This window comes from Pseudomonas sp. WS 5021, from assembly GCF_012985535.1.
Taxonomy (GTDB): Bacteria; Pseudomonadota; Gammaproteobacteria; order Pseudomonadales; family Pseudomonadaceae; genus Aquipseudomonas.
Window position 1 is genome coordinate 109,312 of the sequence record NZ_JAAQWP010000006.1, and the last position, 20,473, is coordinate 129,784.

The 20,473-nt window shown below is 61.9% G+C and carries 13 protein-coding genes; 8 read left to right on the forward strand and 5 right to left on the reverse strand.

What is annotated here, in order from left to right:
- The first annotated feature begins 245 nt into the window (after nucleotides 1-245).
- On the forward strand, nucleotides 246-1,514 hold the full coding sequence (locus tag HBO19_RS19475) for an aminotransferase class V-fold PLP-dependent enzyme (RefSeq protein ID WP_170058112.1): 1,269 nt from the start codon (nucleotides 246-248) through the stop codon (nucleotides 1,512-1,514).
- A 146-nt stretch (nucleotides 1,515-1,660) separates the two neighbouring features.
- Here HBO19_RS19475 and putP read toward each other — a convergent pair whose 3' ends face one another.
- Together putP and HBO19_RS19485 are read right to left on the reverse strand one after the other, a co-directional pair.
- A complete protein-coding gene (putP, locus tag HBO19_RS19480) occupies nucleotides 1,661-3,145 on the reverse strand; it encodes a sodium/proline symporter PutP (RefSeq protein ID WP_170058113.1) in 1,485 nt (494 codons plus the stop codon).
- Nucleotides 3,146-3,302: 157 nt separating this feature from the next.
- Nucleotides 3,303-3,557 (reverse strand): hypothetical protein, encoded by a 255-nt coding sequence (locus tag HBO19_RS19485; RefSeq protein WP_169951992.1) that lies wholly within the window; start codon nucleotides 3,555-3,557, stop codon nucleotides 3,303-3,305.
- A gap of 29 nt (nucleotides 3,558-3,586) precedes the next feature.
- Between HBO19_RS19485 and putA the strand changes: the two genes are divergently transcribed.
- A complete protein-coding gene (putA, locus tag HBO19_RS19490; protein ID WP_169952318.1) occupies nucleotides 3,587-7,540 on the forward strand; it encodes a trifunctional transcriptional regulator/proline dehydrogenase/L-glutamate gamma-semialdehyde dehydrogenase in 3,954 nt (1,317 codons plus the stop codon).
- A 269-nt stretch (nucleotides 7,541-7,809) separates the two neighbouring features.
- A complete protein-coding gene (locus tag HBO19_RS19495) occupies nucleotides 7,810-9,612 on the forward strand; it encodes an acyl-CoA dehydrogenase (RefSeq protein ID WP_170058114.1) in 1,803 nt (600 codons plus the stop codon).
- On the opposite strand, the gene HBO19_RS19500 is transcribed toward HBO19_RS19495, so the two are convergent.
- Together HBO19_RS19500 and HBO19_RS19505 are read right to left on the reverse strand one after the other, a co-directional pair.
- A complete protein-coding gene (locus HBO19_RS19500; protein WP_169952322.1) occupies nucleotides 9,613-9,906 on the reverse strand; it encodes a cell division protein ZapA in 294 nt (97 codons plus the stop codon).
- Nucleotides 9,903-10,133, reverse strand: a complete 231-nt coding sequence (locus tag HBO19_RS19505) for a hypothetical protein (RefSeq protein ID WP_029299225.1) — start codon at nucleotides 10,131-10,133, stop codon at nucleotides 9,903-9,905. The genes HBO19_RS19500 and HBO19_RS19505 overlap by 4 nt, the downstream gene beginning before the upstream one ends.
- Nucleotides 10,134-10,408: 275 nt before the next feature.
- Between HBO19_RS19505 and HBO19_RS19510 the strand changes: the two genes are divergently transcribed.
- The 5 genes from HBO19_RS19510 (at nucleotide 10,409) to trxC (ending at nucleotide 19,453) form a co-directional block, all read left to right on the forward strand.
- The gene (locus HBO19_RS19510) at nucleotides 10,409-12,034 is read left to right on the forward strand and encodes a methyl-accepting chemotaxis protein (protein WP_170058115.1); all 1,626 of its coding nucleotides are present in this window, start codon (nucleotides 10,409-10,411) and stop codon (nucleotides 12,032-12,034) included.
- A 200-nt stretch (nucleotides 12,035-12,234) separates the two neighbouring features.
- Nucleotides 12,235-13,977, forward strand: a complete 1,743-nt coding sequence (locus HBO19_RS19515; RefSeq protein ID WP_029299228.1) for a potassium/proton antiporter — start codon at nucleotides 12,235-12,237, stop codon at nucleotides 13,975-13,977.
- Nucleotides 13,978-14,047: 70 nt separating this feature from the next.
- Nucleotides 14,048-17,386 (forward strand): mechanosensitive channel MscK, encoded by a 3,339-nt coding sequence (mscK, locus tag HBO19_RS19520; RefSeq protein ID WP_169952326.1) that lies wholly within the window; start codon nucleotides 14,048-14,050, stop codon nucleotides 17,384-17,386.
- A 48-nt stretch (nucleotides 17,387-17,434) separates the two neighbouring features.
- Nucleotides 17,435-18,898, forward strand: a complete 1,464-nt coding sequence (locus HBO19_RS19525; protein ID WP_170058116.1) for a protein adenylyltransferase SelO — start codon at nucleotides 17,435-17,437, stop codon at nucleotides 18,896-18,898.
- A 120-nt stretch (nucleotides 18,899-19,018) separates the two neighbouring features.
- Complete coding sequence (trxC, locus tag HBO19_RS19530) at nucleotides 19,019-19,453, forward strand: thioredoxin TrxC (RefSeq protein WP_170042407.1); 435 nt, start codon at nucleotides 19,019-19,021, stop codon at nucleotides 19,451-19,453.
- 116 nt (nucleotides 19,454-19,569) lie between these two features.
- On the opposite strand, the gene HBO19_RS19535 is transcribed toward trxC, so the two are convergent.
- Complete coding sequence (locus HBO19_RS19535; protein ID WP_169952333.1) at nucleotides 19,570-20,340, reverse strand: ParA family protein; 771 nt, start codon at nucleotides 20,338-20,340, stop codon at nucleotides 19,570-19,572.
- Between the last annotated feature and the right edge of the window lie 133 nt (nucleotides 20,341-20,473).

The window sequence follows — 20,473 nt, forward strand, 5'->3', positions numbered from 1 at the left end:
TCCTGCGCAGGGGGCGAAGTTTACCTTTTACGCGGGCAAAGGTGCAGGGCTGCATGCTGGGCGGTGCTTAGGTCGCAAATGTAGGAACAGCAGCGAAAACGTTCTAGCGAGTTATGTGCGAGCGGGCTTGCCCGCGATGCAGGCGACGCGGTATTACCCGTACTCTGCGCTGATGCCATCGCAGGCAAGCCAGCTCCTACCTTATCCGGGGCTGCCCATGCAATCCAGGGAGGTCAGTATCCACCATGAAAGACGCCACAATCGCATTGCATCACGGCTTCAAGTCGGACCCGACCACCAAGGCCGTCGCCGTGCCGATCTACCAGAACGTCGCGTTCGAGTTCGATAACGCCCAGCACGGCGCCGACCTGTTCAACCTCGACGTGCCCGGCAACATCTACACACGGATCATGAACCCCACCAACGATGTGCTGGAGCAGCGCATGGCGGCGCTGGAAGGCGGGATCGCGGCCCTGGCCGTGTCGGCGGGCAGCGCGGCGATCCACTATGCCATCCAGGCCCTGACCCGCGCCGGCGACAATATCGTCTCCACCCCGCAGTTGTACGGCGGCACCTACACCCTATTCGCCCACCTGCTGCCGAGCTTCGGCGTGGACGTGCGCTTCGCCCGTGATGACTCGGCCGAGGCCATCGCCGAGCTGATCGACGACAACACCAAGCTGGTGTACTGCGAAAGCATCGGCAACCCGGCCGGCAATATCGTCGACCTGCAGGCCCTGGCCGACGTCGCCCATGCCCGTGGCGTACCGCTGATGGTGGATAACACCGTCGCCACGCCGATCCTGTGCAAGCCGATCCAGTTTGGCGCGGATATCGTCGTGCATTCCCTGACCAAGTATGTCGGCGGCCACGGCAACTCCCTGGGCGGAGTGATCGTCGACAGCGGCACCTTCCCCTGGACCGACTACCCGCACAAATTCCCCGGCCTCAACCAGCCGGAGCCGGCCTACCACGGTGTTGTGTACAGCGAAAAATTCGGCCCGGCGGCCTTTATCGCCCGTGCCCGCACCGTACCGCTGCGCAACACCGGCGCAGCCTTGGCGCCAATGAACGCCTTCCTGCTGCTGCAAGGCCTGGAAACCCTGGCCCTGCGCATGGAGCGCCATACCGAGAACGCGCTGAAAGTCGCGCAGTTCCTGCAAGCCCACGAGCAGGTGGAATGGGTCAGCTACGCCGGCCTGCCGGATCACCCGCACCATCACCTGGCGCAAAAGTACATGCAGGGCAAACCCTCGGCGATCCTGTCCTTCGGCCTCAAGGGCGGCTATGCGGCCGGTGTGCGTTTCTACGATGCGCTGCAAATCTTCAAGCGCCTGGTGAATATCGGCGATGCCAAATCCCTGGCCTGCCATCCGGCGTCCACCACCCACCGGCAGATGAACGAAGACGAGCAAGCCAAGGCCGGGGTACGCCCGGAGATGATCCGCCTATCGGTGGGTATCGAGGCGGTTGAAGACCTGCTCGATGACCTGCAACAGTCACTGGACGCCTGACTCACCCGCGCACGCAGCCAGGCAAGGCTGGCGTGGCTGCGTGCGCTACAGGCAATTTCAGTAAATCCCGACACAAAAAAAGGCCCGCCATCCAAGAATGCGGGCCTTTTTCAGTTCACCTGGCCATCAAGGCCAATACGAACGCCTCATTTGTTGAGGTTGTAGTCTTTCTCGGCAGCAGTGAAGCGCTCAACCATACCGGCAGTCGGGGCGCCCATCTTGCTCACGAAGTAGATCGCCAGGCTGGCGAACAGGAAGCCTGGGATGATTTCGTACAGACCCAGCAGTTCGAAGTGTTTCCACACGATCACGGTGATCGCGCCGACCAGGATCCCGGCCAGTGCGCCGTTGCGGGTCATGCCTTTCCACAGGACCGAGATCAGCACCACAGGACCGAACGCAGCGCCGAAGCCGGCCCAAGCGTAGCTCACCAGGCCCAGTACGCGGTTTTCCGGGTTGGCGGCCATTGCGATCGCGATCAACGCCACCACCAGCACCATGATCCGGCCGACCCATACCAGCTCAAGCTGGGACGCGCCCTTGCGCAGGAACGCCTTGTAGAAGTCTTCGGTCAGGGCGCTGGAGCACACCAGCAGTTGGCAGCTCAGGGTGCTCATCACGGCAGCCAGGATGGCCGACAGCAGCACGCCAGCAATCCACGGGTTGAACAGCAGCTTGGCCAGTTCGATGAACACACGCTCAGGGTTTTCGGTCACGGGACTGGCGACTTCAGGGTGTGCCGAGAAGTAGGCAATACCGAAGAAGCCTACCGCCACGGTGCCGGCCAGGCACAGGATCATCCAGGTCATGGAGATACGACGGGCATTGGCAATCGACTTGACCGAATCCGCCGCCATGAACCGCGCGAGGATGTGCGGCTGGCCGAAGTAGCCCAGGCCCCAGCCCATCAGCGAGATGATGCCGATGAAGGTGGTGTTTTTGAGCATGTCGAAGTTGGTTGGATCGTTCGCTTCGATAGCCAGGAACGTGGTATCGACACCGCCGGTGGCCAACAGCACGATGATTGGCGTGAGAATCAACGCGAAGATCATCAGCGTAGCTTGTACGGTATCTGTCCAGCTCACTGCCAGGAAACCACCGATGAAGGTGTAGGCAATCGTCGCCGCAGCACCGGCCCACAGCGCAGTCCCGTAGGACATGCCAAAGGTGCTTTCGAACAGACGCGCACCCGCGACGATGCCGGAGGCGCAGTAGATGGTGAAGAACACCAGGATCACTACCGCCGAGATAATCCGCAGCAGGCCGCTTTTGTCTTCAAAGCGGCTGGAGAAGTAGTCCGGCAGGGTCAGGGCGTCGCCGTTGTGTTCGGTCTGCACGCGCAGGCGACCGGCCACAAACAGCCAGTTCAGGTAAGCACCGACGATCAGGCCGATGGCGATCCAGCTTTCCGATAGGCCCGACATGTAGATGGCGCCCGGCAGGCCCATCAACAACCAGCCGCTCATATCCGAGGCGCCAGCCGAGAGTGCGGTAACGACGCTGCCGAGGCTGCGACCACCGAGGATGTAATCGGAAAGGTTATTGGTGGAGCGATAGGCCATGAGACCGATCAGCACCATTGCGGCGATGTAGATCACAAATGTGATCAGGGTTGGATTACTTACGCTCATTGAGTTACGCCCTGGCTTTGTTTTTATGTAGCGGCGGTCTGTCAGCTCTTGTAGACGAAGCTGCATGCCGCGCATTTATGACTGACGTTTCCCCAGGAAAGCCATCAGCCGATGAACCGAACTTTACAATTGGTTGCACCTTGGCCGCGAATGCTATTCAACAAAGCAAATAAGGTGCAACCAGTTTCTTGAGAATTAGTTGCACCTGTAGGCGTTTTTCGGCAAATGGCAGTTTTTTGCTCCTTTTCGGAGCAAGAACAGCCAAATCCAGAAGTAAATGCACCAACAACAAGCCGATTCCGTCGAGTGAAAATGAATTCTGACGAGCAGTGCGGATTTCCTGAAGAAAATGGGTTGCACCCGGTTGCACCTCGTACGGCGCAAAGCTAATCTTGCGGCCAGCTGATGCCACGCAGTAGTGGCACCCATGAGGATAAAAATATGGCTACGACCACCCTTGGGGTCAAACTCGATGACCCGACCCGCGAACGCCTGAAGGCCGCCGCGACCTCCATTGATCGCACGCCGCACTGGCTGATCAAGCAGGCAATTTTCAATTACCTGGAGAAACTGGAGGGTGGTGCAACCCTGACCGAACTCAACGGTTCGGGCCTCAAGGACGCGGACGACGCCGGTGAGGTGCAGAACGACCACGCCCACCAGTGCTTCCTCGAATTTGCCGAAAGCATCCTGCCGCAATCGGTGCTGCGCGCCTCGATCACTGCCGCCTACCGCCGCCCTGAGCCGGAAGTGGTGCCGATGCTGATCGAGCAGGCCCGCCTGCCGGCCCAGATGGCCGAAGCCACCAACAAGCTGGCCGCCTCGATTGCCGAAAAACTGCGTAACCAGAAGAGCGCCGGCGGCCGTGCCGGTATCGTCCAGGGCCTGCTGCAGGAATTTTCCCTGTCGTCCCAGGAAGGCGTGGCGCTGATGTGCCTGGCCGAAGCGCTGCTGCGTATCCCTGACAAAGGCACCCGTGACGCGCTGATCCGCGACAAGATCAGCACCGGCAACTGGCAGCCGCACCTGGGCAACAGCCCGTCGCTGTTCGTCAACGCCGCCACCTGGGGCCTGCTGCTGACCGGCAAACTGGTCGCCACCCACAACGAGGCCGGCCTGACCTCCTCCCTGAGCCGCATCATCGGCAAGAGCGGCGAGCCGATGATCCGCAAGGGCGTCGACATGGCCATGCGCCTGATGGGCGAGCAGTTCGTCACCGGCGAAACCATCGCCGAAGCCCTGGCCAACGCGAGCAAGTTCGAAGCCAAGGGCTTCCGCTATTCCTACGACATGCTCGGTGAAGCTGCACTGACCGAACACGATGCACAGAAGTACCTGGCCTCGTACGAACAAGCCATTCACTCCATCGGCAAAGCCTCTCACGGCCGTGGGATTTATGAAGGCCCGGGCATCTCCATCAAGCTGTCGGCCCTGCACCCGCGCTACAGCCGTGCCCAGTACGAGCGCGTGATGGACGAGCTGTACCCGCGCCTGCTGTCCCTGACCCTGCTGGCCAAGCAATACGACATCGGCCTGAACATCGATGCCGAAGAAGCCGACCGCCTGGAGCTGTCCCTGGACCTGCTCGAGCGCCTGTGCTTCGAGCCGCAACTGACCGGCTGGAACGGTATCGGTTTCGTGATCCAGGCCTACCAGAAGCGCTGCCCGTACGTGATCGACTACGTGATCGACCTGGCACGCCGCAGCCGTCACCGCCTGATGATCCGCCTGGTAAAAGGTGCGTACTGGGACAGCGAGATCAAGCGCGCCCAGGTCGAAGGCCTGGAAGGCTACCCGGTCTACACCCGCAAGGTGTACACCGACGTTTCCTACATCGCCTGCGCACGCAAGCTGCTGTCGGTACCGGAAGTCATCTACCCGCAGTTCGCCACGCACAACGCCCACACCCTGTCGGCCATCTACCATATTGCCGGCCAGAACTATTACCCCGGCCAGTACGAGTTCCAGTGCCTGCACGGCATGGGTGAACCGCTGTACGAACAGGTTGTAGGCAAGGTTTCCGAAGGAAAGCTGAACCGTCCGTGCCGCGTGTACGCTCCGGTCGGCACCCACGAAACACTGCTGGCCTACCTGGTGCGTCGCCTGCTGGAAAACGGCGCCAACACCTCGTTCGTCAACCGGATCGCCGACCAATCCATCTCGATCCAGGAGCTGGTGGCCGATCCAGTGGCCAGCATCGAGCAGATGGCTACGCTGGAAGGCGGCTTCGGCCTGCCGCACCCGCGTATCCCACTGCCGCGCGACCTGTATGGCAGCGAGCGCGCCAACTCGGCCGGTATCGACCTGGCCAACGAACACCGCCTGGCGTCGCTGTCCTGCGCCTTGCTGGCCACCGCGCACAACAACTGGAAAGCCGCGCCGATGCTCGGCTGTGCTTCGAGCAATGAAGCCGCTGTGCCGGTACTGAACCCGTCCGACCTGCGGGATGTAGTCGGCCATGTCCAGGAAGCCACGGTCGAAGACGTGGACAACGCGATCCAGTGCGCCCTCAACGCCGCACCGATCTGGCAGGCCACCCCGCCGGCCGAACGCGCCGCGATCCTGGAACGTGCCGCCGACTTGATGGAAGGCGAGATCCAGCCGCTGATGGGCCTGTTGGCCCGCGAAGCCGGCAAGACCTTCGCCAACGCCATCGCCGAAGTGCGTGAAGCCGTGGACTTCCTGCGCTACTACGCAGTGCAGGCGCGTAACGACTTCACCAACGACGCCCACCGCCCACTGGGCCCGGTAGTCTGCATCAGCCCGTGGAACTTCCCGCTGGCGATCTTCAGCGGCCAAGTCGCCGCCGCACTCGCCGCCGGCAACCCGGTACTGGCCAAGCCGGCCGAACAAACCCCGCTGGTTGCCGCGCAAGCCGTGCGCCTGCTGCTGGAAGCCGGCATCCCGGAAGGCGTGCTGCAACTGCTGCCGGGCCAGGGCGAAAGCGTCGGTGCCCGCCTGGTGGGTGATGATCGCGTCAAAGGCGTGATGTTCACCGGCTCCACCGAAGTGGCGCGCCTGCTGCAACGCAACGTCGCCGGGCGCCTGGATGCCCAGGGCCGCCCAATCCCGCTGATCGCCGAAACCGGTGGCCAGAACGCGATGATCGTCGACTCCTCGGCCCTGACCGAACAGGTGGTGATCGACGTCGTGTCCTCGGCCTTCGACAGTGCCGGCCAGCGTTGCTCTGCCTTGCGCGTACTGTGCCTGCAGGAAGATTCGGCAGACCGCGTCATCGAAATGCTCAAGGGCGCCATGGCCGAATGCCGTCTCGGCAATCCGGAGCGCCTGTCCGTGGATATCGGCCCGGTAATTGACGCCGAAGCCAAGGCGGGCATCGAGAAACACATCCAGGCCATGCGCGACAAGGGTCGCACCGTGTATCAGGTGGCAATCGCCGACAGCGAAGAAATCAAGCGCGGCACCTTCGTGATGCCAACCCTGATCGAGCTGGAAAGCTTCGACGAGCTGCAACGGGAGATCTTCGGCCCGGTCCTGCACGTGGTGCGCTACAAGCGTAAGGAAATCGACCAGTTGATCGGTCAGATCAATGCTTCTGGCTACGGTCTGACCCTGGGCGTGCACACCCGTATCGACGAGACCATCGCCAAGGTGATCGACAACGTCCATGCCGGTAACGTCTACGTCAACCGCAACATCGTCGGGGCCGTGGTCGGCGTGCAGCCATTCGGCGGCGAAGGCTTGTCGGGCACCGGTCCGAAAGCCGGTGGCCCGCTGTACCTGTACCGCCTGCTGTCGACACGTCCTACCGATGCGATCGAGCAATCCTTCGTACGGGGTGACGCACTGGCCGCGCCGGATGTACGTCTGCGTGACGCCATGAGCCAACCGCTGACCGCCCTGAAAACCTGGGCCGAGAGCAATAAGTTCAGCGACCTGGGCGCCCTGTGCAACCAGTTCGCCGCGCAATCGCAAAGCGGTATCACCCGCCTGCTGGCCGGCCCGACCGGCGAGCGCAACAGCTACGCCATCCTGCCCCGCGAGCACGTTCTGTGCCTGGCAGAGGTGGAAGGCGATCTGCTGGCGCAACTGGCGGCGGTATTGGCTGTAGGCAGCTCGGCGGTATGGCCGGAAACTGACCTGACCAAGGCGCTGTTCCCACGGCTGCCGAAGGAAGTTCAGGCGAAGATCCAGCGCGTGGCCGACTGGACCAAGGACGAAGTGATCTTCGATGCGGTCCTGCACCATGGCGATTGCGACCAACTGCGCGGGGTTTGCCAGCAAGTGGCGCAGCGTAGCGGCGCGATTGTCGGGGTCAACGGCCTGTCTTCGGGCGAAACCAACATTGCGTTGGAGCGCCTGGTGATCGAACGTGCATTGAGCGTCAACACCGCTGCGGCGGGTGGTAACGCGAGCTTGATGACCATCGGCTAATCAATCCAGTGGGGCACCTGCAATGGGTGCCCCACTGCATTGCATGGGTCGAAACCGGATAAATGTGGGAGCGGGCTTGCCTGCGATAGTGGCGCGTCAGCCAAGCAAATATTGCCTGGTCTACCGCCATCGCCGGCAAGCCAGCTCCCACATTGACCGCGTCATACCTTTGCGCTGTGTTTTGCTGCTCCATCACCCAGATCAATCTTGCTATCGCGCCTCTATTCGCGCACTTAGACTGCGGCCTATTCCCACATAGGTAAGCCGCCATGTCCGAGACGCTCCTCAGTTCCCGCAATCTGGCTTTCGAGCTGTATGAAGTCCTCGATGCCGAGGGCCTGACCCAGCGCGAGCGGTTTGCCGAACATAATCGCGAAACCTTCGATGCCGCCATCGGCACTGCCCGCAGCATCGCCGAAAAGTACTTCGCCCCGCACAACCGCAAAGGTGACGAAAACGAACCGCGCTACGAAGACGGCCAGGCGATCCTGATCCCGGAGGTGAAACCTGCCGTGGATGCCTTCCTCGAAGCCGGCTTTCTGAATGCGGCGCGCAGTTTCGAAGCCGGGGGCATGCAACTGCCGACACTGCTGTCCCAGGCCTGCTTTGCGCATTTCCAGTCAGCCAATGCGGCTTCCACCTCGTACCCGTTCCTGACCATGGGCGCGGCCAATCTGATCGAAAGTTTTGGCACCGAGGAGCAGAAGCAGCGTTTTCTGCAACCGATGATCGAAGGCCGGTTCTTCGGCACCATGGCCTTGACCGAGCCCCATGCCGGCTCGTCGCTGTCGGATATCCGCACCCGCGCCGAACCGGCGGCGGACGGCACTTACCGGCTCAAGGGCAACAAGATTTTTATCTCCGGTGGCGACCACCCGCTGTCGGAAAACATCGTGCACATGGTCCTGGCCAAACTGCCGGACGCACCCGCCGGGGTGAAGGGCATTTCGCTGTTTATCGTGCCCAAGTTCCTGGTCAACGAGGACGGCAGCCTGGGCCAGCGCAATGATGTGCTGCTGGCCGGGCTGTTCCACAAGATGGGTTGGCGCGGCACCACTTCGACGGCGCTGAATTTCGGCGATAACGGCGAGTGTGTCGGCTATCTGGTGGGCAAGCCGCACCAAGGCCTGGCGTGCATGTTCCAAATGATGAACGAGGCACGGATTGGCGTCGGCATGGGCGCGGTGATGCTTGGCTACGCCGGTTACCTGTATTCCCTGGAGTACGCCCGGGAACGCCCGCAAGGCCGCCTGCCGGACAGCAAGGACCCGAACACCGCACCGGTGTCGATCATCCAGCACGCCGATATCAAGCGCATGCTGCTCACGCAAAAAGCCTATGTGGAAGGCGCCTTCGACCTGGGCCTGTACGCCGCGCGGCTGTTCGATGACACCACCACCCTGGACAACGAAACCGCGCGCAAGCAGGCCCATGAATTGCTCGATCTGCTGACGCCGATCGTCAAGTCCTGGCCCTCGGAGTTCTGCCTCAAGGCCAACGAACTGGCGATCCAGATTCTCGGCGGCCACGGCTACACACGCGAATACCCGGTGGAGCAGTACTACCGCGACAACCGTCTGAACCCGATCCACGAAGGCACCCACGGCATCCAGTCCCTGGACCTGCTGGGGCGCAAGCTGGGGCAAAACGGCGGCGCGGGTTTGAAGCAGTTGATTCGCCTGATCGCCGAGACGGGCGCACGGGCGCAGGAATATCCGTCACTCACGCCATTGCGCGAGCCGCTGGAGCAACTGGTGGCACGCCTGCAAAGGGTGACCCTGGGACTGTTGACGGATCTCGCCCAGGGCAAGGTCAACAGCAGCCTGGCGAACTCGGCGCTGTACCTGAAAGTGTTTGGGCATACGGTGATTGGCTGGCGCTGGCTGGAACAGGCGATCCGCGCCGAAGAAGGGTTGGCCAGGGGCAATGCGGCGGATGTGGCCTTCTATCAAGGCAAGCTGCAAGCGGCCCGGTACTTCCTGACCTGGGAAGTACCGGGCTGCCATCATGAACTGTCGATCCTGGAAACTCGGGACGATACGTGCCTGGCCATGCAGGATGAATGGTTCTGATCAGGGCTGGCCGATGGCCTTGGCAATCACGTCGACCGTGGCGCTGACTTGCTCTTGGTAACGGTCGAGTTCCTGCTGGTGACGCTGCTGCATGTCGATCTGCTCGGCACATAGATTCAGCGCCGCCAGCACCAGCAGTTTGTCGCCGATCAGGGTCGGGTACTTCTGCTTGGTGGTGGCCAGGGACGCCTTGAGCAGGGTCACGGCCTTGAGCAGGGTGTTGTCTTCCCCGTCCGGTGCCTTGATCGAGTAATCCTCACCGAGAATCGAAACGACCTTTATCCCTTCACTCATGCGCTCACAGGACCTGCGCTCACACGCTCAACCAACGCCTGGATACGGGCGGCGGTGGCGCCCTGCTTTTCTTCCTGTTCCATCAGGTTCAGTTGCAAGCTGTCGTTCTCATCCTTGGCGCGGGCCAGTTCCGCCTTGAGGGATTCGTTGGTGCCCAGCAATGCTTGATTCTGCTGCACCAGGTCACTGACCAGTTGTTCCAGTTGGCTGAGGGATGTTTCTAACATTTTGAATTCTCGGGCTTTTTCAAAGGGCGGTGACGATAAAGAAAATTCACCGTGGAAGCCAGGGTTATCCTGGCGCGCAGCCCCGATTTCACGGGTCAGGCCACGCTGTGGAGCCTTAGTGACTGCATTTACGCCATCTGGTTCCTGAATCCATTCCAATGCGCGCAAGGTGCGACAAAAGCGCACAGCCCCTCAAGACTTTAGTCGTATGTCCGATAGGTCATGCTTACCCCGCCTCAAAGCCGCACGGATCGCGCCTCTCCCAGGACCACTGCATGTCTCTTCGTAATATGAATATCGCGCCGCGCGCGTTTCTCGGCTTCGCGTGCATTGGTGCGCTGATGTTGTTTCTCGGTATTTTTGCGCTGAACCAGATGAGCAAGATCCGTGGCGCCACCGAAGACATCACCCTGCGCAGCGTGCCGAGCATTCGCGCGCTGGACGACTTCACCCAACTGACCCTGCGCCTGCGCGTGCTGTCCTACCGCTTGCTGACCAACCGCGAGCCGGATGTGCAACAAAAGACCCTGGAAGCCTTTGAATTGCGCAACCAGCAGATTCGTGCCGCCCAGAGCGTGTACGAAAAGCTGATCGACAGCCGCGAGGAGCGCTCGGCCTACGACGATTATGTGCGCCTGCTGGGCCAGTACCGGCAGATCGAAGAGCGGATGAAGAGCCTGTCGCGCAACAATCAGACCGAAGAGCTGCGCACCCTGCTCAACACCGAACTGCTGAGCAACTCCGAGGCGGTCAACGCGGTGCTGACGCGCCTGCTGGACATCAACAACTCGATGGCCAACGACAGCAACCAGAAAGCTGCCGATCAATATGATTCAGCCTTTGACCTGGTAGTGGCCCTGCTGGTGCTGGCCACGGCGCTGACTGTGCTGTTTGCCTGGCTGCTGACCCGCAGCATCACCCTGCCCATTGCCCAAGCCCTGGACGCCGCCGAGAACATTGCCGAAGGCAACCTGACCCAGCCGATCAAGGTCGATGGCGACGACGAAGCCGGCCGCCTGTTGCGCGCGATGAATAAAATGCAGGAGAAATTGCGCGACACCCTGCAGCGCATTTCCGGCTCGGCCACTCAACTGGCCTCGGCTGCCGAAGAGCTGAACGCCGTCACCGACGAAAGCGCCCGTGGCCTGACCCAGCAGAACAATGAAATCGAGCAGGCAGCCACCGCTGTCAACGAGATGACCAGCGCCGTCGAAGAAGTCGCGCGCAATGCGGTCAGCACCTCCGAGGCCTCGAAAAACGCCACCACCTCGGCGGGCGATGGCCGCGACCTGGTGCAGGAAACCGTCAGCGCCATCGAACGCATGAGCGGCGATGTACAGGGCACCGCCACCCTGATCGGCGCCCTGGCCGAAGAATCGCGGGATATCGGCAAGGTGCTGGATGTGATTCGCGGCCTGGCCGACCAGACCAACCTGCTGGCCCTCAACGCCGCCATCGAAGCGGCGCGTGCCGGGGAAGCCGGGCGTGGTTTTGCGGTGGTTGCCGATGAAGTGCGGGCCCTGGCCCATCGCACCCAGCAATCGACCAGTGAAATCGAGCGGATGATCGGCAGTATCCAGGCCGGCACTGAACAGGCAGTGGACTCGATGCGCAACAGCACCGAGCGCGCCGAGTCGACGCTCAATATCGCCAAAGGCGCAGGGATGTCCCTGGATACCATCAATAGCGCGATCATCGAGATCAACGAGCGCAACCTGGTGATCGCCAGCGCCGCCGAAGAGCAGGCCCAGGTCGCGCGGGAAGTGGACCGCAACCTGGTGAACATCCGCGACTTGTCGGTGCAATCGGCCACGGGCGCCAGCCAGACCAGTACGGCCAGCGGCGAGTTGTCACGCCTGGCGGTGGATTTGAATGGGATGGTGGGGCGTTTCCGCCTCTGAAATACAGTCACACCCTGTAGGAGCTGGCTTGCCTGCGATGGCAGGGCCGCGGTGAGCCTGATTCACCGAGGCGCTGCCATCGCAGGCAAGCCAGCTCCTACAAAAGCTTTTTGACAGCGCAGCAATTCAACAGGTTAGAATCGCTGGCACGCAGACTGCATGGTCAGTCTGCGCCTCGCCTTAATTCCGGAGTACTGCCTTTGAATGCGACGACCATCAACAGCCTGTTCTTGATCGGCGCGTTGCTGGTAAGTGCGAGCATTCTGGTGAGTTCTCTTTCGTCCCGCCTGGGGATCCCGATCCTGGTGATTATCCTGGCCGTGGGCATGATCGCCGGCGTCGATGGCGGCGGGATCATTTTCGATAACTACCCTACCGCGTACCTGGTGGGCAACCTGGCATTGGCAGTGATCCTGCTCGATGGCGGCTTGCGGACCCGGGTCGCGAGCTTTCGCGTGGCACTGTGGCCGGCCCTGTCGCTGGCGACCGTGGGGGTGTTGATAACCACCGGCCTCACCGGTATGGCGGCGGCCTGGCTGTTTGACCTCAATATCATCCAGGGCCTGCTGATCGGCGCCATCGTCGGCTCCACCGACGCCGCCGCCGTGTTCTCGCTGCTGGGCGGCAAGGGCCTGAACGAACGGGTCAGCGCCAGCCTGGAAATCGAATCCGGCAGCAACGACCCGATGGCGGTGTTCCTCACCGTAACCCTGATCGACATGCTCGCCAGCGGCCAGACTGGCCTGCACTGGAGCCTGTTGACCCACCTGATCCGCGAATTCGGGATCGGCGGCATTATCGGCCTGGGCGGCGGTTGGTTGATGCTGCAACTGGTCAACCGGATCAACCTGGCAAACGGCCTGTACCCGATCCTGGTGATCGCCGGCGGCCTGTTCGTCTTCGCCTTGACCAACGCCCTGCACGGCAGCGGCTTCCTCGCCGTGTACCTGTGCGGCCTGGTGATCGGCAACCGTCCGGTGCGCAGCCGCCACGGCATCCTGCATATGCTCGACGGCATGGCCTGGCTGGCGCAGATCGGCATGTTCCTGGTGCTGGGGCTGCTGGTCACGCCCCATGACCTGCTGCCCATCGCCCTGCCGGCCCTGGGCCTGGCGCTGTGGATGATCCTGTTTGCGCGGCCGCTGTCGGTGGCGGTTGGCCTGCTGCCGTTCAAGGCGTTCCATGGCCGCGAAAAAGTGTTTATCGCCTGGGTCGGCCTGCGCGGCGCGGTGCCGATCATTCTTGCGGTGTTCCCGCTGATGGCCGGCTTGCCCCATGCCCAGCTGTATTTCAACCTGGCGTTCTTCATCGTGCTGGTGTCGTTGCTGGTGCAGGGCACCAGCCTGCCGTGGGTAGCCAAGCTCTTGAAAGTAACGGTACCGCCCGAGCCCGCGCCGATTTCCCGGGCGGCCCTGGAAGTACACGTCACCAGCGAGTGGGAGTTGTTCGTCTACCGCCTGGGTGCCGAGAAATGGTGCATCGGCGCCGCCCTGCGCGAGCTGAAAATGCCCGAAGGCACGCGGATCGCCGCCCTGTTTCGCGGCCAGCAACTGCTCCATCCGTCGGGTAGTACGGTGCTCGAAGCCGATGATTTGCTGTGCGTGATCGGCCATGAACACAATCTCGCCGCCCTCGGCAAGCTGTTCAGCCAGGCGCCGCAACGGGGCCTGGACCTGCGCTTCTTCGGCGACTTCGTGCTCGAAGGCGACGCCCAGCTGGGCGCGGTGTCGGCGCTGTACGGGCTCAAACTCGACGGCATCGATCCGGACATGCCGCTGGGCCAGTTCATCACGCAGAAGGTCGGTGGCGCCCCCATCGTCGGCGACCAGGTGGAGTGGAACAACACCATTTGGACAGTCGCCGTGATGGACGGGAACAAGATCGGCAAAGTCGGCGTCAGATTCCCCGAAGGAAGTCGCCCGGCCCCCGGACTCTTCCTCTAAACTGCGGGGCGACGGTGTGCCATTGGCCATCAACACGCCCCCTATTCTTCATCTTGTTCGACCGGTCTCTATGACAATCCTGCGCACTTTTTTAGCCACTGCCCTGCTGGGCCTGAGTCTCTGCGTCAGCCCGGTATTCGCCGCCGACCCGCCAAGCATCGAAAGTGTGCAACAGACCCTGGACAAGCTGCCGGACCGCAAACTGCCTGACGCCGACATGAAGGCGCTGCAAAATGTGTTGCAGCAGACCCTGACGTTGCTGGGCAACAAGCAGGACTACGAGCAACGCCTGAGCGATCTCAAGCGCCAATTGCAAGACGCGCCACGCCAGACCACGGAAAACGCCCGTGAACTGGCCCGGCTCAAGGCCACCAAGGTGGTCCCGGTCGCCCAGCGCTACGCCAGCCTGCCAGTGCCGCAGCTCGAACAACTGCTGGTGCAGCGCAGCACCCAGCAAGGCGACCTACAAAAGGAGTTGGCCGACGCCAACAGCCTGAGCATCGCCGCCCAAACCCGCCCCGAGCGTGCCCAGACCGAAATCAGCAACAGCCAGACGCGCATCCAGCAGATCAACGGCATCCTCAAGGCCGGCAAGGACAATGGCAAACCGCTAAATGGCGACCAGCGCAACCTGCTGAACGCCGAACTGGCGGCGCTCAACGCCTTGATCCCGCTGCGCCGCCAGGAGCTGGCGGGCAACAGCCAACTGCAAGACCTGGGTAATAGCCAACATGACCTGGCGGTGGAAAAAACCGCGCGCCTGGAGCAGGAAATCCAGGACCTGCAAACCCTGATCAACCAGAAACGCCTGGCCCAGTCCCAGGAAACCGTGACCCAGCAGTCCATCGAAGCGCAGAAAGCCGGTGGCAGCAGCCTGCTGGCTACGGAAAGCGCAGCCAACCTGAAACTCTCTGACTACCTGCTCAAAAGCACCGACCGGCTCAATGAGCTGACCCAGCAGAACCTGCAAACCAAACAGCTGCTGGACAACGTGACCCAGAGCGATTCGGCCCTGGACGAGCAGATCAACGTGCTCAAGGGCAGCCTGCTGCTATCGAAGATCCTCTATAAACAGAAACAGGCCTTGCCGCGCCTGAAGGTCGACCGCGACCTGGCCGACGATATCGCCAACATTCGCCTGTACCAGTTCGAGGTCAACCAGCAGCGCGAACTGATCAGTTCGCCCAGCACCTACGTCGACAACCTGCTGGCCAACCAGCCCGAGGACCAGGTCACGCCACAGTTGCGCCGCACCCTGCTGGAGCTGGCCGTGACCCGCAGCGACCTGCTCGAACGCCTGAGCCGGGAGTTGAGCGCGCTGCTCAACGAATCCATCACCCTGCAACTGAACCAGAAACAACTGCTCAGCACCGCCGCCAGCCTGCGCGCGACCCTCGACGAACAGATGTTCTGGATCCCCAGCAACAAGCCGCTGGACGTCGAATGGCTCGAAGGCGTGCCCAACCGCCTGAGCAAACAGGTCGACACCCTGCCCTGGGCCTCCAGCCTCAGCGAACTGTATGACGGCCTGGCCCAGCGCCCGCTGCTGTTCCTTCCCCTGCTGCTATTGATCGGCGCGCTGTTGTGGCGGCGCAACAGCCTCTACGAGCGCCTAAAAAAAATCCATATGGATATCGGGCACTTCAAGCGGGACAGCCAGTGGCACACCCCGGTCGCGATCCTGGTGAATATCCTGCTGGCCTTGCCGGTAACCCTCGGCCTGGCGCTGTGCGGCTACGCCCTGCAAATCGATGCACGCGGGCAGAACGCCAACCTGGGCATGGCCCTGGTGCAAATTTCCCAGGCATGGCTGGTGTTCTACACCGCCTATCGCATCCTCGCGCCGGGTGGCGTGGCCGAATTGCATTTCCGCTGGGAAAAACCCCAGGTCGAGTTTCTCCAGGGCTGGATCCGCAAGCTGGGGCTGGTGGTGCTGGCGCTGGTGGCCGTGGTGTCCATCGCCGAACACCAGCCGGCAGCCCTGGCCGATGATGTGCTGGGCATCGCCGTAGTCCTCACCTGTTATGGGCTGATGGCCTGGCTGCTCAGCCGCCTGCTGCTCAACAGCCCGACCCATGAAAAGGCCTCGCTGTTTCGCAAGGTCGTCGGCGTGGCGTTTACCGCGCTGCCCATCGCGCTGTTTATCGCCGTGTGTTTTGGCTACTACTACACCGCGCTCAAACTCAGCGACCGCCTGATCAACACCCTGTACCTGCTGATGTTCTGGCTGGTGATCGAAGCCACCTTCGTTCGTGGCCTGGGTGTTGCCGCGCGGCGCCTGGCCTATGCCCGGGCACTGGCCAAACGCCAGGCCGCCAAGGAAGCCGGCGACGGCGAAGTGGTGATCGAGGAACCGACCCTGGATATCGAGCAGGTCAACGAACAATCCATGCGCCTGATCCGCCTGGCCCTGCTCGGCGGCTTTATTGCGGCGCTGTACTGGGTCTGGTCGGACCTGATCTCGGTGTTCTCCTACCTGGACAACGTCACCCTCTACGAATACACCAGCGGCACCGGCGCCAATATCAGCATGGTGCCCATCAGCATCGGCGACATGCTGGGCGCGCTGATCATCATCGGCATTACCTTTGCCCTGGCGCGCAACCTGCCGGGCCTGCTGGAAGTACTGGTGCTGTCGAAGCTGGACCTGGCCCAGGGCAGCGCCTATGCCACCACCACCCTGCTGTCGTATGTGATCGCCGGCGTGGGCTTTGTGTCGACCCTGTCGACCCTCGGGGTGAGCTGGGACAAGTTGCAATGGCTGGTGGCCGCACTGTCGGTGGGCCTGGGCTTCGGCATGCAGGAGATCTTCGCCAACTTTATCTCCGGCATCATGATCCTGTTCGAGCGCCCGGTGCGCATCGGCGACACCATTACCATCGGCAACCTGTCGGGCACGGTGAGCAAGATCCGCATCCGCGCCACCACCATCACCGACTTCGACCGCAAGGACATCATTGTCCCGAACAAAACCTTCATCACTGGGCAACTGATCAACTGGTCGCTGACCGACACCATCACCCGGGTGACCCTCAAGCTCGGCGTGGACTACGGCTCCGACCTGGACCTGGTGAAGGAATTGTTGCTCAAGGCCGCCAGGGATAACCCACGGGTATTGAAAGACCCGGAACCCCACGTGTACTTCCTCAACTTTGGCGAAAGCACCCTGGACCACGAACTGCGCATGCATGTGCGCGACCTCGGCGACCGCAACCCGGTCATCGATGAGGTCAACCGCTTCATCAACCGCGAGTTCAAGAAGCAGAGCATCAACATTTCGTTCCGCCAGATGGAGGTTTACCTGAAGAACCTGCACGGCCAGGAATACAAACTGGTGGAAATCGAGCCCTTGAGCAAGCCGGCCAATGACGGCTCGCCGCAACCCACGCCGCCGGCCAAACTCGACTAACCGCGCTATCCCCAGCAGAATGCTCGGACATTCTGCTGGAGATGGCCGGTGAAAGCCCTCGACGACCTGACCTTCGACAACCGCTTCGCCCGCCTGGGCGACGGTTTCTCAACCCACGTATTGCCCGAGCCCATCGACGAGCCGCGGCTGGTGGTGGCGAGCAACGCCGCCATGGCCCTGCTGGACCTCGATCCAGCCGTCGCCCAGACGCCAGTGTTTGCCGAACTGTTCGGCGGCCACAAGCTGTGGGCCGAGGCCGAACCGCGGGCGATGGTCTATTCCGGGCATCAGTTTGGCTCCTATAACCCGCAACTGGGGGATGGTCGCGGCTTGCTGCTGGGCGAGGTGTATAACGCGGCGGGCGAACACTGGGACTTGCACCTCAAGGGCGCCGGGCAAACGCCGTACTCACGCATGGGCGATGGCCGCGCGGTGCTGCGCTCCTCGATCCGCGAGTTTCTCGCCTCCGAAGCCTTGCACGCCCTGGGTATCCCCAGCAGCCGCGCCCTGTGCGTGATCGGCTCCGACACCCCGGTATGGCGCGAGAAGCAGGAACGCGCGGCCATGGTCCTGCGCCTGGCGCCGAGCCATATCCGCTTTGGGCACTTCGAATACTTCTACTACACCCAGAAAACCGAGCTGCACCAGCAACTGGCCGAGCATGTGCTGAAGTTGCACTTCGCCCACTGCCAGGAGCAACCCGAGCCGTACCTGGCGATGTTCCGCGAGATCGTCGAGCGCAATGCCGAGTTGATCGCCAAATGGCAGGCCTACGGCTTTTGTCACGGGGTGATGAACACCGACAACATGTCGATCCTGGGCATTACCTTCGACTTCGGGCCGTTTGCCTTCCTCGATGACTTCGACGCTCACTTCATCTGCAACCACTCCGATCACGAAGGCCGCTACTCCTTCAGCAACCAGGTGCCCATCGGCCAATGGAACCTCAGCGCCCTGGCCCAGGCGCTGACGCCGTACATCAGCGTGCAAGCCCTGCGCGAGACCCTGGGCCTGTACCTGCCGCTGTACCAGGCCCACTACCTGGACCTGATGCGCCGCCGCCTGGGCCTGACCACCGCCGAGGACGATGACCAGAAACTGCTGGAGCGCCTGCTGCAACTGATGCAAAACAGTGGCGTGGACTACACCTTGTTCTTCCGCCATCTGGGCGACGAATCCGCCGCACTGGCCGTGGCGCGCCTGCGCGATGACTTTGTCGACCGCGCGGGCTTCGATGCCTGGGCCGACGAGTACAAGGCCCGGGTTGAGCGCGACGGCACAGGCAGCGAGGCAGAACGCCGCGAGCGCATGCACGCGGTCAACCCGCTGTACATCCTGCGCAACTACCTGGCGCAAAACGCCATCACCGCCGCCGAATCAGGTGACTACAGTGAAGTGCGACGGCTGCATGAGGTATTGAGCCAGCCATTTGAAGAACAGGCCGGGATGGAGCAGTACGCGCAACGGCCGCCCGATTGGGGCAAGCATTTGGAGATCAGTTGTTCGTCCTAGGATCAAAAGCGCAGCGTGCTCACGCCACGTTAGTCTTCACTGTCGCCTATTCATCTGGCCTTGATAATCCCCGTGACGGGCGCCAGATTGAGCCCATAGGCCACACCCAAGGAGCCCATCATGTCCGATTCTCTTGTAATCCCCTGCCCACACTGCAACGCCCTCAACCGCATCCCCCACGAACGCCTGGGCGATGCCCCAAAGTGCGGGCGCTGCAAGCAGCCGGTGTTGCTCGGCAAACCGTTTGAATTAAGCCAGGGCGATTATTCCAGCCAGATCAAGGGCGATTTACCGCTCCTGGTGGATGTGTGGGCCGAATGGTGCGGGCCGTGCAAGTCGTTTGCGCCGGTGTTTGAACAGGCGGCCGGGCAGTTGGCCGGCAAGTGCCGGCTGGCCAAGCTCGATAGCGAGGCCAACCAGCAGCTTTCGGCGCAATTGGGCATTCGCTCGATTCCCAGCCTGATCCTGTTCAAGAACGGCCGGGAAGTGGCGCGCCAGAGCGGGGCATTTGCGTTACCGCAACTGATGAGCTGGTTGCGTAGCCAAGGGGTGTAACCCTGTAGGAGCGGGCTTGCCCGCGATGGCGAGGGGCAGCTTGATGGATATGCAAGCTGGCACACCGTCATCGCAGGCAAGCCAGCTCCCACATCGAGCGTGCTCATCCTTGATGATCAGGCGTTTTCCAGCAGGTTATGCAACTCCACAAACTGCTGGGTCAGCTTGTGGCGCGGGTCGAGGTGGATCAGCGGTTTGCTCTCCTGGTGGGATTCGCGCATGCGCACCGAACTGGCCAGGTACACCGGCAGTACCGGCAGGCCCTCGGCGATCAACTCGTCCAGCATCTTCTGCGGCAGGCTCGCCCGGGCCTGGAACTGGTTGACCACGATGCCTTCCACTTCAAGGCCTTCGTTGTGGTCCTCCTTGAGCTCTTCGATTTCCGCCAGCAGGCCGTACAGCGCCTGGCGCGAAAAGCTGTCGCAATCGAAAGGGATCAGTACCCGATCAGCCGCGATCAACGCCGAAACCGCATAGAAGTTCAGGGCCGGCGGGGTATCCAGGTAAATCCGGTCGTAATCCTCGGCCAGTTCATCCAGCAGCTTTCGCAGCTTGTTGATCTTGTGCTTGGCCTCGAGCTTGGGCTGCAGGTCCGCCAGTTCTGCGGTGGCGGTGATGACGTGCAGGTTGTCGAACGGGGTTTCGTAGATATCCACCTGGTTTTTCTTCGAAAACGGCCCGGATGACAGGGTCTGCTTGAAGAAGTCGGCAATGCCCATGGGAATATCGTCACCCGTCAGCCCTGTCAGGTACTGGGTCGAGTTGGCCTGTGCATCGAGGTCCACCAACAGGGTTCGATAGCCTTCGCTGGCGCTGACCGCCGCCAGGTTGCAGGCGATGCTGGACTTGCCAACGCCACCTTTTTGATTGAACACCACGCGCCGCATGGAAAAACCTCCGTGTATCAATGAATGCCCGAGTGTAGAGGGCAAAAGCGCCCGCTCGCTACCTTGATCAAGCTTGTACTACAGCATCTGAAGACAGATCCCGCATAACTATCTCGTAATACGCCAACCAATA

Excerpts from the sequence above, each read along its gene's own strand:
- HBO19_RS19500 (WP_169952322.1), bottom strand. The coding sequence starts at position 9,906 with ATGAGTGAAGGGATAAAGGTCGTTTCGATTCTCGGTGAGGATTACTCG.
- putP (WP_170058113.1), bottom strand. The coding sequence starts at position 3,145 with ATGAGCGTAAGTAATCCAACCCTGATCACATTTGTGATCTACATCGCC.
- mscK (WP_169952326.1), top strand. The coding sequence starts at position 14,048 with ATGACAATCCTGCGCACTTTTTTAGCCACTGCCCTGCTGGGCCTGAGT.
- putA (WP_169952318.1), top strand. The coding sequence starts at position 3,587 with ATGGCTACGACCACCCTTGGGGTCAAACTCGATGACCCGACCCGCGAA.
- HBO19_RS19505 (WP_029299225.1), bottom strand. The coding sequence starts at position 10,133 with ATGTTAGAAACATCCCTCAGCCAACTGGAACAACTGGTCAGTGACCTG.
- HBO19_RS19475 (WP_170058112.1), top strand. The coding sequence starts at position 246 with ATGAAAGACGCCACAATCGCATTGCATCACGGCTTCAAGTCGGACCCG.
- trxC (WP_170042407.1), top strand. The coding sequence starts at position 19,019 with ATGTCCGATTCTCTTGTAATCCCCTGCCCACACTGCAACGCCCTCAAC.
- HBO19_RS19495 (WP_170058114.1), top strand. The coding sequence starts at position 7,810 with ATGTCCGAGACGCTCCTCAGTTCCCGCAATCTGGCTTTCGAGCTGTAT.
- HBO19_RS19510 (WP_170058115.1), top strand. The coding sequence starts at position 10,409 with ATGTCTCTTCGTAATATGAATATCGCGCCGCGCGCGTTTCTCGGCTTC.
- HBO19_RS19535 (WP_169952333.1), bottom strand. The coding sequence starts at position 20,340 with ATGCGGCGCGTGGTGTTCAATCAAAAAGGTGGCGTTGGCAAGTCCAGC.